The sequence below is a fragment of the Enterobacter sp. 3U4 genome, from assembly GCF_057224565.1.
Genome location: NZ_CP136665.1, coordinates 930441 through 945646, shown reverse-complemented (window position 1 = coordinate 945646; position 15206 = coordinate 930441). Strand labels below are relative to the sequence as shown.

The 15206-nt window shown below is 47.2% G+C and carries 14 protein-coding genes; all 14 read right to left on the bottom strand.

Annotated elements, in window-relative coordinates; all coding sequences use genetic code 11:
• Positions 1–16 precede the first annotated feature (16 nt).
• A complete protein-coding gene (locus tag RVY89_RS04410) occupies positions 17–910 on the bottom strand; it encodes a glycosyltransferase family 2 protein (protein WP_484827021.1) in 894 nt (297 codons plus the stop codon).
• Between the two features lie 18 nt (positions 911–928).
• Entirely contained in the window at positions 929–2386 is a 1458-nt protein-coding gene (locus RVY89_RS04405) for an MATE family efflux transporter (protein ID WP_484827020.1), read from the bottom strand.
• A 2-nt stretch (positions 2387–2388) separates the two neighbouring features.
• Entirely contained in the window at positions 2389–3213 is an 825-nt protein-coding gene (locus RVY89_RS04400; RefSeq protein WP_484827019.1) for an NAD-dependent epimerase/dehydratase family protein, read from the bottom strand.
• Positions 3206–3766: a dTDP-4-dehydrorhamnose 3,5-epimerase gene (gene rfbC, locus RVY89_RS04395; RefSeq protein WP_484827018.1), complete on the bottom strand. Its 561-nt coding sequence runs from the start codon at positions 3764–3766 to the stop codon at positions 3206–3208. The genes RVY89_RS04400 and rfbC overlap by 8 nt, the downstream gene beginning before the upstream one ends.
• Before the next feature lie 25 nt (positions 3767–3791).
• The gene (gene rfbA / locus RVY89_RS04390; protein WP_484827017.1) at positions 3792–4667 is read right to left on the bottom strand and encodes a glucose-1-phosphate thymidylyltransferase RfbA; all 876 of its coding nucleotides are present in this window, start codon (positions 4665–4667) and stop codon (positions 3792–3794) included.
• Positions 4668–4699: 32 nt separating this feature from the next.
• On the bottom strand, positions 4700–5782 hold the full coding sequence (gene rfbB, locus RVY89_RS04385) for a dTDP-glucose 4,6-dehydratase (protein ID WP_484827016.1): 1083 nt from the start codon (positions 5780–5782) through the stop codon (positions 4700–4702).
• Positions 5783–5814: 32 nt separating this feature from the next.
• Complete coding sequence (locus RVY89_RS04380; protein ID WP_484827015.1) at positions 5815–6399, bottom strand: acyltransferase; 585 nt, start codon at positions 6397–6399, stop codon at positions 5815–5817.
• Positions 6399–6992 (bottom strand): CatB-related O-acetyltransferase, encoded by a 594-nt coding sequence (locus tag RVY89_RS04375; protein WP_484827014.1) that lies wholly within the window; start codon positions 6990–6992, stop codon positions 6399–6401. Before RVY89_RS04375 ends, RVY89_RS04380 begins: the two co-directional genes overlap by 1 nt.
• Positions 6993–7313: 321 nt before the next feature.
• Positions 7314–8207 carry a GalU regulator GalF gene (gene galF, locus RVY89_RS04370; protein WP_484827013.1) on the bottom strand — a complete coding sequence of 298 codons (894 nt, stop codon included), beginning with the start codon at positions 8205–8207 and terminating at the stop codon, positions 7314–7316.
• A 176-nt stretch (positions 8208–8383) separates the two neighbouring features.
• Complete coding sequence (wcaM, locus tag RVY89_RS04365) at positions 8384–9775, bottom strand: colanic acid biosynthesis protein WcaM (protein ID WP_484827012.1); 1392 nt, start codon at positions 9773–9775, stop codon at positions 8384–8386.
• A 12-nt stretch (positions 9776–9787) separates the two neighbouring features.
• On the bottom strand, positions 9788–11008 hold the full coding sequence (gene wcaL / locus RVY89_RS04360) for a colanic acid biosynthesis glycosyltransferase WcaL (protein ID WP_484827011.1): 1221 nt from the start codon (positions 11006–11008) through the stop codon (positions 9788–9790).
• Positions 11005–12285: a colanic acid biosynthesis pyruvyl transferase WcaK gene (gene wcaK / locus RVY89_RS04355; protein ID WP_371897233.1), complete on the bottom strand. Its 1281-nt coding sequence runs from the start codon at positions 12283–12285 to the stop codon at positions 11005–11007. The genes wcaL and wcaK overlap by 4 nt, the downstream gene beginning before the upstream one ends.
• A 15-nt stretch (positions 12286–12300) precedes the next feature.
• Entirely contained in the window at positions 12301–13779 is a 1479-nt protein-coding gene (gene wzxC / locus RVY89_RS04350; protein ID WP_484827010.1) for a colanic acid undecaprenyl disphosphate flippase WzxC, read from the bottom strand.
• Position 13780: 1 nt separating this feature from the next.
• Positions 13781–15175, bottom strand: a complete 1395-nt coding sequence (wcaJ, locus tag RVY89_RS04345) for an undecaprenyl-phosphate glucose phosphotransferase (RefSeq protein WP_484827009.1) — start codon at positions 15173–15175, stop codon at positions 13781–13783.
• Positions 15176–15206: the final 31 nt, after the last annotated feature.

The following is a 15206-nucleotide window of genomic DNA, read 5'->3' as shown; positions in this document are numbered from 1 at the left end:
TTAACCTCTTAGTTATTTATTTTTTTAACATTAGTCCGTCGATAATCCCCCGAACAAAAGCCTTATAGACATTATATGGCGTTTTGCGACAAAGTGGATAAACCAACCGGGTTATAATGGTAAAGAAAACGCTAATAATAAAATAAGGAGCCTCAATATTTTTTCTTGCGAAAAATATGCGGTTTCTTGTTAAATAATATGCACCGAATAGACTTAACCCGCCCCCAGTAGAAGTACTAACTTTATGAAACACTAGAGGTTCATTAATAATTCTTACCCGTATGCCAGCCATGTTTGCACGATAGAGAAAATCAGTATCATCGTAATAAGCAAAGTAACGAGCATCCATCATACCTATAGTGGCAAACACCGAAGCATGTACAAGTAAAAAACATGTTGGTGCGTAATCGCACTCTTTTGGAATATTAGCATAAACATCGTTGTAGTCGGCTCCCTCAAAAAGATGAGGGGCGATAGCTTTTTTCTTATTAAAAAATGAGCCTGCGTACCAGACTTTTTTTTCTGGATAACTGAATATTACTGGTGAAACAAGTTTGTATTGTCCTTCTTCAGCAACACTCATCATTTTGCTGAGAGTATCTTCCTGTTCAAAAAGCAGGTCGTTATTAGTGAGCAATATATACTCACACCCATCTTTTAAAGCTTGTTCAATACCTTGGTTGTTGGCCTGCGCAACCCCAACATTATTTCCTTCATTATTAATATAGGTGTACTTTATGTCTTTCTCTAAAAGAACTTCTTGCGTTAAGTTAAAAGAATCCTGATTTGTACTGTTATCTACAATATAAAGATGCTTGTTCTGATAATTTTGTTTTTCAACACTCGAATAAAAGTCAGGTAGCACACCTGGAGAATTGAACAAAACAGTAACGAGTCCAACTTTTTTCACACTTTCACCATAGCAATATTAGTATTGATTTAACAGATTCTTGATGCTTTTTATTTGTTTTATTATAAAGATAGTAAATACAACTATAAAAGCAACCTGGATGCCATAAACAACATAATGGATAGTTATCGACTCAGTCATCACCAGATTGACTAGGCAGATGGCTATAATCACAGGTATTATCAGAAACGAGACAAATATTAATTTTGACTTATATTCAGCTTCTGCCTGATATTTGCATGCGTAAACAGCCATGATTAATATGCCAGAAATAAACGTCGAGTAGGCAATTCCAATGGCGCCAAATATACGAACAAAGTAAATCGACAACGCAAAATTCAATATTCCTTCGAGCACCGGTAGCCAGGCAATTGACAATTGTTTGCCGTAGGCGACTAACATAAGCCCGTAGGGCGCTGCAATCATTCGAATAAGATAAGCCGCAAGCAGCAAAGAAAACATAATGTGCAAGTTTGTTGCTTGCTGATATCCCAACCAGACGCCAAGGATATGTACAGAGGCAAACCAGGCAATAAAGACGCCAATAAAGACAATCATCGAGAAAAGGAAAATAAGTTTGTTGACCAGAAGTTCAACATGCTGGTTATTCCCGTGATTATGCATCCTTATCATGGGTTGAATTATAGGATTAATCATGGCTCCCAAAATCCCCACACCAGCATTAACAAGTGTCATTAATACAGCAAAACCTGCTAGTTCCTGAAATGAGTATTTACCGACGGTAAAGGTGCCTATACCGGAAATTAAGAACTGTGCGATATTCCATACTAAGAGTCCACTGAAAAAGACAACTATGGTACGAAATAAACTTTTATCCAGTGATAACTTTGTTCTTTGAGATGTATTTTTTAATTTATATAAAATATAAAAAGCAATTTGATTAAAACTGTTTATTGCAAAATAAACCCATGCAATAACATCAAGACCATGGTGAACAAGCAACAGAATCGACGTACCCAGAATCACTTTAAAAAATATATTTATGCCAGCGGTAATATCATTGCGTTCTATACCAGTGAAATAACCAACGAAGGGTGAGAATACGTTATTAATGACGAACGAACTGCCAATTAATATAAGTATTTGTTTAGCATTAGCACTGGTTTCTGAAACTTCAGGAAAAAATGAAAAAAAGAACTTTGCTAAAACGAAGATCCCGCTCAAACATACCATACTGAGCAGTAACGCAAAAAGCAATGACTGATGCATTGCCATTTGAAGTTTCTGTGGGTTACTTAAATGAAGGGCGACAAAACGCCCTACCGTAACCTGAAGACCAATTCCAAAAATGCCGATCAAAACCCCAACCTGAAGAGTAAGGGACCAAATCGAAAAATCTACCTTTGAAAGGTTATGTAGTAAAACTGGAGAAATAACTATTCCAAGAATTACATTTGAGAAGCCATTTATTATATTAGATAAAGAGTTTTTAAGTAACCGCTTAAAACCACTCATATTTATCTCGCCAGTTCTTCTTTATAACTAGCTATCATAATTTTCAAATCATCAAGCACATGTTGTGGTTTATAATCCGGAATTTCATTAGTTAATTTACGTATGCTGGTAACAGGAAACTCTTCACGCGGAAAATTACCGTCATGCCAGTTAACTTTACAAGCCGTCTCTTTTTCAATGACATCAGCGATTTGTTTTGCTGTTACGTTAAATCCAGATGCGACATTGTATATTTCTTTATTGCCGTTTTGGTTTTCAGCCAACCACACACATGCATTAGCGACATCATTGACCGAAACATAGTCCTTAGCATATTCAGGTGCAACAAACATATTGATTTCACCATTATTAATGGCATGACGGATAATTGACGGTAAGAATAATGTACTATTTAGCGCTAAACCATAGACATTGCTTGGTCGAACCACAGTAACATCACGTTCGCTCTTAAGGCACAGCTCCTCAGCTACCAGTTTGGTCAGATTAAAAAGCTTCCTGTTATCATCCGCTGTTACTATCAGATCGTCAGTTTCATTTGCGCTATGATGGTTCATATAAACTCGAGTTGAGGATATATATACCATCTTTTCAAACTGCGCATCCTTCAGTAACTTTGCCAACAAGACCGTATTTGCTTCCAGCACAGAAAAATAACTTTTTGCACAATCACCATTGCCAGCACAATAAATGACTTTGCCCAACTCACCATTGAGGGAATTGCAGCTATTACGATCAGGAACAAAGACATCATGCCCTAGCTCTTTAAGCAATGTAACGATATGTGAACCAATAAAACCGTTACCCCCAATAACTGTATACTTAGCCATTTTTCCAGCCTTTAAGAATCTGTTCTTTGATACTTGCAAGTGAAGGTAAAATACAATCTTTAGCAGAAACTACAGGATTAGAAACTGGCCATTCTATACCCAGATCTGGATCGTTCCAGATAAGACCACCTTCATCGGTTGGATCATAATAATCTGTGCATTTGTACTGGAAACTGGCAGTATCACTTAATACACAGAAACCATGAGCGAAACCAGGAGGAATATAAAACTGAAGAAAATTATCTTCGGATAGAATGACTGAATGATGCTGACCAAATGTTGGTGATTCTGGGCGGAGATCAACGGCCACATCAAAAACAGAACCCTGGGTTACTGAGACTAACTTACCCTGAGGCTTTGTTTTCTGAAAATGAAGCCCGCGCAGAACATTTTTCGTCGACTTAGAACGATTATCCTGAACAAAGTCCAGACCAAATCCTAATTCCTGGTAACGTTTTTTCTGATACACTTCGAAGAAATAGCCACGTTCGTCACCAAAAACTTTAGGTTCAATAATTACAGCATCTTTTAAGGGCGTTTCAATAATTTTCATACTTTTTAGTACTTAATGTTGGATTTCAGTCTTTAGCTAAATGCTGCAAATATTTGCCATAGTCATTTTTATTGAGCTCTTTGGCTAATTTTGCTAACTGTTTCTTATCAATGAAACCTTTACGGTAAGCTATCTCTTCTGGGCAAGAAACTTTGAGTCCCTGACGTGATTCGATCGTCTGAATAAAGTTACCTGCCTCAATTAGACTCTCATGCGTTCCTGTATCAAGCCAGGCATATCCTCGTCCCATAATAGCAACTGAGAGCGAATTTTTTTCCAGGTAGAGGCGGTTAATATCAGTGATCTCTAACTCACCACGTGCTGAAGGTTTCAGCTGTTTAGCCATCTCTATGACGTCATTATCATAAAAATAGAGACCAGTCACAGCGTAATTACTTTTTGGCTTTAGTGGTTTCTCTTCTAAAGAAAGCGCTTTGCCATTCTCATCGAAATCTACCACGCCATAGCGTTCAGGGTCTTTCACATGATAGGCAAAGACCGTAGCTCCTTTTTCCTGATTCATTGCCATTTCAAGTTCTTTTGGCAAATCGTGACCATAGAAAACATTGTCACCAAGGACTAAAGCACAAGAATTGTTTCCGATAAATTCTTCACCAATAATAAATGCCTGAGCAAGGCCATCAGGACTTTCCTGGACCTTATATTCGATGTTCAGTCCCCATTTTTTACCGTTACCAAGCAATTGCTCAAAGCGAGGGGTATCCTGAGGTGTGCTTATAATGAGAATATCCCGAATGCCAGCAAGCATCAGCGTGCTTAATGGGTAATAAATCATCGGCTTATCATAGATTGGCAGTAGTTGTTTACTAACCGCCATCGTCACAGGGTAAAGGCGAGTACCTGAACCACCGGCTAAAATAATTCCTTTTCTTTTTGACATGTTCAATGCTTCTTATGACGGGGTTGAAAAGATTAGCGTTGTTCGTAATTTTTGTTGATCCAGTCCTGATAGGCACCGCTCATAACATTTTGGACCCAATCCTGGTTATCAAGATACCAATGAATCGTTTTCTTAATACCAGATTCAAATGTCTCTTGAGGTTTCCAGCCGAGTTCTTGAGTGATTTTACTGGCATCAATTGCATAGCGCCGATCGTGGCCTGGGCGATCGGCAACATAAGTGATTTGTTCGCTGTACGAGGTATTCTTCGGCTTTATTTCGTCAAGGATATCGCAGATAGTCTGTACTACTTCAATATTCTTTTTCTCGTTATAACCGCCGATATTGTAGGTTTCACCTACGCTCCCTTGCGTAATAACGGTATAGAGTGCGCGGGCATGATCCTCAACGTATAACCAGTCACGAATTTGATCGCCTTTACCATAAATAGGCAACGGTTTTCCTTGTAATGCATTGAGAACTACCAACGGGATTAATTTTTCTGGAAAATGGTAAGGACCATAATTGTTTGAACAGTTAGTCACAATAGTTGGGAAATTATAAGTACGATGCCACGCGCGAACTAAATGATCGCTTGATGCTTTAGAGGCAGAGTAAGGACTACTTGGAGCATAGGCGGTTTGCTCAGTAAATAATGGAAGACTTTTTTTATTATCCCATTCATCAGGATGAGGTAGATCACCATACACTTCATCGGTTGAAATATGATGGAAACGGAATGTCTGTTTCTTTTCACCTTCCAAGTTTTGCCAGTATTTTCTGGCTGCTTCAAGCAAGACGTAGGTCCCAACAATATTCGTTTCAATAAACGCAGCAGGGCCGGTGATTGAACGGTCAACGTGACTTTCTGCTGCCAGATGCATTACCGCATCAGGTTTATGAGTTGAAAAGATTGCGTCTAACGCCTGTGCATCGCAAATATCAGCATGAACAAAAGTATAACGTTCGCTATTTTCAATGTCTTTTAAAGACTGAAGGTTACCTGCATAGGTTAACTTATCAACATTCACCACATAATCAGTTGTTGATTTAATAATGTAACGCGCTAATGCCGAACCGATGAACCCGGCACCACCAGTAACTAATATTTTCATTTTTTATCTCAAATAAGTAAAAATGGATTGCGTTAAAGAACACTTATCCATTCATTTCGTTCGAAACAGTATTTTTTGATTACTTTTGCAGGTACACCAGCACAAACAGAATAATCAGGTATATCTTTTGTCACTACAGAGTTTGCTGCGACTACGCTATTTCTACCAATGCAAGCACCAATTATAGAGACATTTTCCCCTATCCAGGCGCCTTCTTTAATAACTACATCGTCTTTGAATATAACAGGTTGCTGGCTTACTGGAGTCAGAATATCTTTGTATTCATGAAGGTTATCTGAGATATATACCTTATCGGCGATAAGAACATCCTTTTCGATAACTACACGACGAACACTTACAATGTGAAAAAAGCGACCAATATAAACGTCATCACCTATATTCAGAATCGGATTATGGTTATCAATTTTTAATGCCAAGGCCCATAATCCCGGCTGAATTACTACTCTATCGCCAACCTCTATATACTTCACGCCTTGCAATATATCAGGCTTAAAAATACCACTTTTAATCCCGAATTTTTTAAATGAAATGCGAAATATAAATGAAGAAAAAAGTATGGCTATTTTTCGTTTGACCTTGAACATCAACTCGTACATTATAATCTCTTTTTAAATTTTGAGGAAAAATCTACAAGGGTATCTACATCAAACTCCCACCAGGGACAATTTATATTTTGTCTATCCCGTATGAATTTCGCAGGAACACCACCTACAATAGTATAGGGTTGAACATCTTTGGTAACAACCGCCCCAGCCCCAATGACGGCTCCATCGCCAATAGTCACACCATCCATTACAATGGCATTTACGCCAATCCAAACATCATTGCCTATAATGATTTTCTCGGATTCAGCGATAGACTCAATCACTTTTTCACTAACTCTATGATTTTTCAATCTATATGGAAAACAGGTATTTTCAGAGTAAAATATAGGATGTGTTGAGAAAAAATCAACTGGATGTTTTCCAAGACCTATTTTAACACCTTCAGCAATAGAACAAAATTTACCAATCTGACAATTGTTTACAGAGGCTGTGCCTGCGAAATATGTATAATCACCTACTATAGAATTAGTTATATTTGCGCGACGAAATAAAACAGTGTAGCGACCGAATTGTGTAGACCGATTTTTTCTTTTATAAAAATATGATAACAATTTTATTTTAATTCTCGATAAAGCTTGCTTCATATAGAGACCTACACTTTGTAATATCAATTTAATTTGGAAAACTCAACGCTACCGCCCCTGGCTCAACAGCTACCAGTTCACTGAAACCCATGGGCAAATTGTTCAAAACCTTTCTTTCTTACACAATGTGTATGACAGATTTAATCTGATATTGTGGTCCTAATTGCACATCAAAACAAGAAAAAATCCACGATTTAACCTAATGGCGTTTCCTGGCATCAGTACGTGACCCGCTGATTTTTAAATAGAAAACGGCAGAGAGCGATGACAATGTATCATTTGCTCTTCTGCCGCCATTATGTTTGTCTAATAACTAAGCAGCTACTCAGCTAACAGCTGTTCGATCTTTTTACGGAACTTCGCCCCTTCCTTCAGGTTGCGCAGCCCATAGTTCACGAACGCCTGCATGTAACCCATTTTCTTACCGCAGTCATAGCTGTCGCCGGTCATCAGCATGGCATCCACGGACTGCTTTTTCGCCAGCTCGGCAATCGCGTCGGTGAGCTGAATACGATCCCAGGCGCCTGGCTCGGTTTTCTCCAGCTCTGCCCAGATATCGGCGTTCAGAACGTAACGACCCACAGCCATCAGGTCTGAGTCCAGCGTCTGCGGCTGATCCGGTTTTTCAATGAACTCAACGATGCGGCTCACCTGCCCTTCTGTCTCCAGCGGCTCTTTGGTCTGAATAACGGAGTACTCGGAGAGGTCGCCCTTCATGCGTTTCGCCAGCACCTGGCTACGGCCGGTTTCATTGAAACGCGCCACCATTGCCGCGAGGTTATAACGCAGCGGGTCGGCAGAAGCAGTATCAATGATGATATCCGGCAGCACGACGATGAATGGGTTATCACCCACAACCGGACGGGCACACAGAATAGAATGGCCCAGGCCCAGCGGCTGCGCCTGACGCACGTTCATGATGGTCACGCCAGGCGGACAAATAGACTGAACTTCCGCCAGCAGCTGGCGCTTAACGCGCAGCTCCAGCAGCGCCTCAAGTTCGTAAGAGGTGTCGAAGTGGTTTTCTACCGCATTCTTGGACGAGTGGGTAACCAGGACGATTTCTTTGATCCCTGCAGCAACAATCTCGTCGACAATGTACTGAATCATTGGCTTGTCGACGATCGGCAGCATCTCTTTAGGAATGGCTTTTGTGGCTGGCAGCATATGCATGCCCAGGCCTGCTACCGGAATGACTGCTTTCAAATTAATCATTATTTCTTCCACCTTAAAATGGTTGACGAATTATAGCTCTTAAACCTGTTTTCGCCAGCATGATTTGCCGTAATCCAGAGGCAATGTTACGCCTTAGCATCACCAATTTCTGTAGTTGTAATCTGATTCGATCTCACTTTTATGCCAGGAATAGTCTTAAAAAAGATAATTGTCGATTATCTGTGCGGAAGCGCAAAGTTAAGCCTTTCCACATTCACCACCTGCTGATCGACCCGGTCAATATCCACCGAACTCTGCCCCTTCTCATTCACAGCTTTTATGTTCGCCAGCGACAGCAGCGTCTCGTCTTTCGCCATGAATTTACCCCGCACATCCTTGCGCAGGTCGAAGTTGATCTTCAGGGCGGGCCCCACGGCGGCTTCTTGCATCACATTGATGTTGCGTAAAAAAAGATGTTGCGGCTTGTTGTGCAGTTCCAGCGTAGCACGCTGCATTTCCACATTGGTTATCGCCACAAACGAGGTGGCATTACCGGATGAAATCTGTATTCCGCGCAATTTATACGCAAGCTGTCGATTATCGAGGTGAATATTGTTGAGCTTGAAGTTCTGCGGGATGGACAAATAATCGCCTTTTATCACCCCATAGCCGATTAACATTCCGGCGCTGTTCACCATATCGACATTATCAATAATGAAATTATCACAGCCATAAATGGCGACCGTGGCGTTGTCTATTCCCGCCTTTTTACTGAAGTCGGGAGTAATATTTTTGGCCTTAATATTGCGGATAACAAAATGCTTACCGTTTTCAACGTGCACCAGCTGGCGACAGTTGCTGCCGGTGATGTTGGCCACCACGAAGTTCTTGACGGTTTGCTTCTCCGGGTAGTCGTTATCGTAGGTGCTGCCGGCGAGGCCAATGCCGATGCCCCAGTTGATCTTGCCGTTGGTACAGCTGATGTTGTCGATGACATGGTCGGAGATCAGGATATTACGATCGTTGATGGCGACGTTCCACTCGATCGCATCACCCTGCAGATGGCTAAATTTGCTGTTGGTGATGCGGGCACCGTCCACCTGGTTGTGGAAACCCTGGCGCAGGATGGCGTAGTTGGCCTGACTCACGCTGATGTTATCAATCAGCAAATTGCGCATCACGCTGGGTTTCTTGCCACCGATGTAGATCTGCGTCACCGGGCCAAAACCGCTCATGGCCAGCCCTTTGATGACGCAGTCAGAGCCGCGAACGTCGAGCGTTATGTTCTCCGTGCGGCCAGCACCTTCACCTATCACTTTGCTGCCTTCCTGCAGAACAAAGCGGCCGCGCCCGTTACCGGTTAATGCCCCGCGGATCAGCAGCGTTTTACCGTCGGGAATGAAAATACCCGTGTTGATGTTTTCGCAGGTGAGCCCGGCAGGGACCACGACGGTGTCGCCATCATTAAACGCCTGCTTAAAGGCGGCGATCCAGTCGTTGTTATTGTACTGATTAACAGAGACCGTTCTTCCGCTTGCCGCCCGCGCAATACGTGACGACAGCAGCGGCGTGGCCGCCAGAACGGAGAGAGAAGAGACAAAGGTGCGTCGGGTAATCTTTTTCAGCATACATCCTCGGCGTTACAACGTTTGCAGCAGGCTCGCTAACTGGCGGTTAATCACCTGCTGGTTAAAATCGGTTTCCACTTTTTGTCGGGCGTTATGGAGCACGGGCTCCAGCGCCTGCTGGTCGATATCGCTGAAGGCTGCCAATCGGTCCGCAAGGGCCATCGCGTTATTCTCCGGCACCAGCCAGCCGGAATGGTCAGACTTAATCAGCTCCGGGATCCCGCTGTGCAGGGTCGATACCACAGGAATACCTACGGCCATCGCCTCCATCAGCGCCACCGGAATGCCTTCCATATCGCCATCGGCGCCCGTCACCGAGGGCAGCAGAAAGACATCTGCCTCGTCGAGCATGGCCTTGACCTCGTGGCTCGGCTTGAAGCCCGGCATCTCTACGACATCTTCCAGCTGATACTGTTCGATGAGCGTGCGCAGACGACGCTCCCACGGCCCAATGCCGAGAATGCGATAGTGGAAATCCACCCCGCGCGCTTTCAGCTGGCGGCAGGCTTCAATCGCCACATGCAGCCCTTTCTTCTCGGTCAGACGAGCAACGGAGATGATCTGCAACGGTGTTCCCGGCACCTTTACAGGACGACGCGTGAAGCGCGTTAAATCCACGCCCATTCGCGAAACGGCAATTTTCTCTCCCGGACAGCCCATGTTTTTCAGGCGTCCGGCCCACAGGTCGCTGATAGGCAGCATCATGTCACCGCGTCTGAACAGCTGCTGATACTCCGGCGTGTAGTGGTTCAGCACTTCCCGGCTGGAGATGTCGATACCGTGGAAGATGGTCGCAATTTTACCGTCAATCACGCCCAGCTCGCGCAGCTTCGCGGCGGTGACGCCCGCCGGTCCAAAGTGGGCGATAAACACGTCAGCACGATACGGCTTCGCCGTTTGCCCGCAGATGGCCGACAGAATCAGATTGCGGGATTCGGACCCATAGCGGGAAACATTCAGCGCCCGCCAGGTCGACGCACGGTGGATCCCGCGCAACGTCTGGCTGGCCCGGTGGCGCAGCTTGCTCAGCTTCCCGGACGGCTCATCCTGCAGCCAGCGGGTTTTCGCCTCCAGCCCATACTGGGTATACGCCGCATGGGTATTTTTGGTATCGCCCTTTTGCAGGGCGATAATCTCCACGTCATATCCCATATCGATAAACGCGGTGATTTGGTTCAGGACAAACGTTTCAGACGACAGCGGAAATTTCAGCAAGAAGAAACCAACCTTCATTTCCCCTCCCGTACGCGGTCAAGTACCGATTTCACCATCCCAATGCCCTTCTCACGCTCGGCTTTCACCGCCACGGCCAGGCGTTCATTGATCGCAGGCAGCTGGCCGAGCGTATCGCCCACCATCGCCCCGAGCGAACCATCGAGCAGATGACGGATATCCACGGCCATTTCAGGCATACCAAGCTGCTGCATGATGCCTGCTGATTTGTGCTCATAGTTGATGGCAATGGCCGGCGTGCCAAAGTTCATGGAGATAATGGCGGAGTGCAAGCGCGTACCGACGGTCAGGTCGCAGGCGGAGAGCAGCTTGCCCATCTCCAGGTCGTTCAGTTCGTCCATCACTACGTGATAGCGGGACGGATCGTTAACCAGGTTGCGCAGGTTCAGCGCCACCATACGATCGTCTTTGTTATAGCTGTCGATGCCGGTGCAGGTTGAAAGCGCCAGCACCTGGTACCCGCTGTCCAGCACGCGGTTAACCACGTCGGCGAAGGCTTTCTCATACGCCGCCTGGGTCGTACCTAAACGTTTATCAAAAGGCGCCAGCTCGCGCAGGGTTATTGCGACGGTTTTCTGTTTCGCCGCCACGTCGAGCCAGTGCTGTACCGCGTAGCTCGGCTGGAAGCTGTCGTCCTGGTGCTCTACCAGCCAGGCGGTGTCCACGCCGTGCTCAACTTTTGAGGTGTCAATTTCGCTGCGCTTCATCATGTCGAGGCTGACCGACTCGCGCAGGATCAGCGCGTCGCAGTGGCCGAACACGTAGTTCGCCAGCTGGTTAAACTGCGGATCCTGGAATGGCCCTACGCTGTGCCCAATCATAAACAGCGGCTTTTTCGCCATAAAGGTGCAGAGCGCATGCTCAAACTGCGGCACGCCGTAGAGATCGACGAAGAACGAACCGCCGACCTGGATAATGGCGTCATAGCCGGAGAGCAGACGGACGAAATCCGTAAAGCCCTGGGCAATGGCGATGTTGCGCAGCTTGCCGGTATCGGTCACGCGGGAAAGCAGCACCTGATGCTGGTAGCGACGACGCAGGACTTTCTTCACGCGCCCCATCACGCCCGCGGCGTTGTTGTGCTGTTTCATCTGGCTGTAAAGCGGGTCGCCCATCACCGGGCGGTTCAGTAACCAGGATGAGCTGACCGGATAACGGCTCATCACGTCCACTTCGGTCTCAGGCTTAAGGGTGTTAATCGCATCCAGTAAACCGCGCAGGATGGCGCTGTCGCCACGGTTGCCGCAGGTATGGTTGCCAAGAATAAGTAATTTCATAATGGCCTCTTAAAATTAGCCTGCGCGAAGCAGCGTTTTCATTTTTTCGTTACGGCAAAACTGGCGCTTCATCTCTACCACCAGCGCATTGCGCGACAGCACAATCATCACGCCGAACGCCAGCGCGCCCGCGGCGACCTGTACCGCCAGCAGCGCGGCCAGCGGCAGATGACCGCTGAGCACCACGCCCAGGCCATAGCTGACCGCAAGAGTGGGTAAGGAGAGATAAAACGGCAGCCACAGGCTCAGGATGTACTGTCGGTAGCTGGAGCCCAGCACCGGCTTGATCATGATGAAGTAGCTCAGAACGGTATTGACGATCTGCACCAGCAGGAACCCGAGCGTGACGCCGATGGCGCCCGCCATATGCCCGCCGACGATAATTGCCGGAATAAACAGGAAGGTTTTGAACACGTTGAACTTAAAGCTGATGTCCACGCGCGCTTTTGCCATCAGCAGAGAACCAATCGGATTCCCCACGGAGCGCAGTAGCCCCACCACGCACAGCAGCTGCAGGATCGGGATGATGCCGTTCCACTTCTCGCCAAACACCAGCGGCACAAAGTTGCTGGAAACCACCATCAGCCCCAGCAGCACGGGGAAGTTGATAATCCCCACCACGGAAAGCAGCTTGTAGAAGTTGATGCGCAGCTTCTCGGTGTCGTCCTGAATCTTGGCGAACGCCGGGAACAGAACGCGGGTGATTATCGGGTTCAGCTTCATCGGCGGCACTACCGCGACGTTGTAGGCCAGGTTGTAGCCCCCCGCCACGCTCGCGCCGAGAATACGCGCCAGCACCAGCGTCGACAGGTTGGTGTTCACGTAGTTGATGATGCTGTCCGCCGTCAGCCACGCGCCGAAGCGCAGGTTAGACGACACCGACGCCAGCGAGAAGTGCAGGCCCGGACGGTAGATCTTGCGGCCAAAATAGCCGAACAGCAGCGTGCGCACGGCAGAGTTCACCAGGTAACCGAGGATGGCGGTCATCGCCAGCGGCCAGAAATGGGCGCTCACCACGGTAAAGGTAAAGCCCGCCAGCACCGCGCTGGTTTCAATCATGCCGATCTTGTTGAACTCCAGCTCTTTCTGCATCAGCGCGCGGAACTGCTGCCCGTGGGGGATCACCACGAATGCAAACGACAGCGTGCGCATCAGCGGAGCGAGATCCGGGTTGTGCAGCACGCTGGCGATAGTGTCGCTCAGCAGGAACACCAGCACGAAGACGAAAATCCCGAGCCCCACGTTCAGCCAGTAGAGCGTAGTCAGCTCGAGATGGCTTATCTCTTTGCGCTGGATAATCGAGTTGGCAATACCAAAATCAGACAGCGTATCGGCCAGCGCGATGATCACCAGCGAGACGGTCAGCAGACCGAACTGGTGATTATCAATAATGCGCGCCAGCACGGTCATCTGCACCAGCCCGAGGCCAATGATGACGATGGTCGCCATCGCTGACCACTTCGCCCCGCTGATGGTTTTTTCACGTAAGCTCATCTTAGTACGCCGCTTTGTTCACGAAACCTTTGAAGATGGTCAGAAAAACAATCTTAATATCGAACCAGATACTCCATTCACGGATGTACTCCAGATCGAATTCGATACGTTTTTCCATTTTTTCCAGCGTGTCGGTTTCGCCGCGCCAGCCGTTGATCTGCGCCCAACCGGTAATGCCCGGCTTCACCTTATGGCGCAGCATGTAGCCCTCAATCAGCGAACGGTACTGCTCGTTGTGCGCCACCGCGTGTGGACGCGGGCCAACAATCGACATGCCGCCTGTGAAGACGTTGATAAACTGCGGCAGTTCATCCAGCGAGGTGCGGCGCAGGAAGTTGCCCACGCGGGTGACGCGCGGATCGTTCTGCGTTGCCTGGGTCACCACTTTGTCGTTTTCCATCACCTTCATGGAACGGAATTTCCACACCATAATCGGCTTACCGTCCATACCGTAGCGGGTCTGGCGGAAGATAACCGGGCCGGGAGAGCTAAGCTTCACCGCCAGGGCAATGCAGCACAAAACAGGCGAAATCAGCAGGAGGATCAGCGAAGAGAGCACGATATCTTCCACGCGCTTCAGCACGCGGTTAATGCCCGACAGCGGGGTGTCGTACAGTGGTACCACCGGCACGCCGTTCACTTCTTCAATGCGTGAATGGAGGATGTTGAAGGTAAAGACGTCCGGGATCAGGATCACCGAACAGGTTGTATCCGCCAGCTCGCGCATCAGTTGCTTAATGCGGGATTCGTCTCTCATCTGCATGGCGATATAGACGTTATGAATTTTACCGGCTTTCGCGTCTTCAATAAGCTGTTCGTAATTGCCCGCCCAGTCCGCAGGCACGCCTCCCGGCTTCGCGTCGTGATAAATCCCTACCACTTCAAACCCTAACCACGGCTCTTTGCGGAAGCTATCGAGCAGCACCTTCCCGACCGGCAGATCGCCCGCCACGGCAACGAAGCGACGGTTATAACCGCGGTTACGCAGCCAGCCCGCGCCAAAGCGGATCAGGGAACGGCACACCACCATGCCGACGCTGGTTAACAGATACCAGCAGAGATAGGTGACGAGGCGATTGTCAAAATCATGGCTGAACGCTACCAGGCCTGCGCTGAAGATCAGGCTCAGGGTCCAGTTCTGCAGCAACAGCATCAGTTCGGTGGTCATTTTCACGCCGCGCCACGAGCGGTAGAAATCGGTCATCCCGCCGATCATTTGAAACACGACCAGCGCAATTAGGGCCATCAGCAGATGCATGTATAAGAACGGCAGCCCGCTGATCCGACACACCGCCCACAATCCACCGACCATGATGGTGATATCAGAAAAACGCTGCACCATAGAGATTAACGATGCATTCGTTCTCGCTCGTTCGCGTTTTTTTAGATTCGTCATCGTTGTTCCTGTATTCGGTTCCCCCTCCCAG

Bases quoted from the DNA above. Each gene is read 5' to 3' on its own strand.
- RVY89_RS04405 (WP_484827020.1), bottom strand. From the start codon at position 2,386: ATGAGTGGTTTTAAGCGGTTACTTAAAAACTCTTTATCTAATATAATA.
- RVY89_RS04400 (WP_484827019.1), bottom strand. From the start codon at position 3,213: ATGGCTAAGTATACAGTTATTGGGGGTAACGGTTTTATTGGTTCACAT.
- rfbC (WP_484827018.1), bottom strand. From the start codon at position 3,766: ATGAAAATTATTGAAACGCCCTTAAAAGATGCTGTAATTATTGAACCT.
- rfbA (WP_484827017.1), bottom strand. From the start codon at position 4,667: ATGTCAAAAAGAAAAGGAATTATTTTAGCCGGTGGTTCAGGTACTCGC.
- rfbB (WP_484827016.1), bottom strand. From the start codon at position 5,782: ATGAAAATATTAGTTACTGGTGGTGCCGGGTTCATCGGTTCGGCATTA.
- RVY89_RS04380 (WP_484827015.1), bottom strand. From the start codon at position 6,399: ATGTACGAGTTGATGTTCAAGGTCAAACGAAAAATAGCCATACTTTTT.
- RVY89_RS04375 (WP_484827014.1), bottom strand. From the start codon at position 6,992: ATGAAGCAAGCTTTATCGAGAATTAAAATAAAATTGTTATCATATTTT.
- galF (WP_484827013.1), bottom strand. From the start codon at position 8,207: ATGATTAATTTGAAAGCAGTCATTCCGGTAGCAGGCCTGGGCATGCAT.
- wcaM (WP_484827012.1), bottom strand. From the start codon at position 9,775: ATGCTGAAAAAGATTACCCGACGCACCTTTGTCTCTTCTCTCTCCGTT.
- wcaL (WP_484827011.1), bottom strand. From the start codon at position 11,008: ATGAAGGTTGGTTTCTTCTTGCTGAAATTTCCGCTGTCGTCTGAAACG.
- wcaK (WP_371897233.1), bottom strand. From the start codon at position 12,285: ATGAAATTACTTATTCTTGGCAACCATACCTGCGGCAACCGTGGCGAC.
- wzxC (WP_484827010.1), bottom strand. From the start codon at position 13,779: ATGAGCTTACGTGAAAAAACCATCAGCGGGGCGAAGTGGTCAGCGATG.
- wcaJ (WP_484827009.1), bottom strand. From the start codon at position 15,175: ATGACGAATCTAAAAAAACGCGAACGAGCGAGAACGAATGCATCGTTA.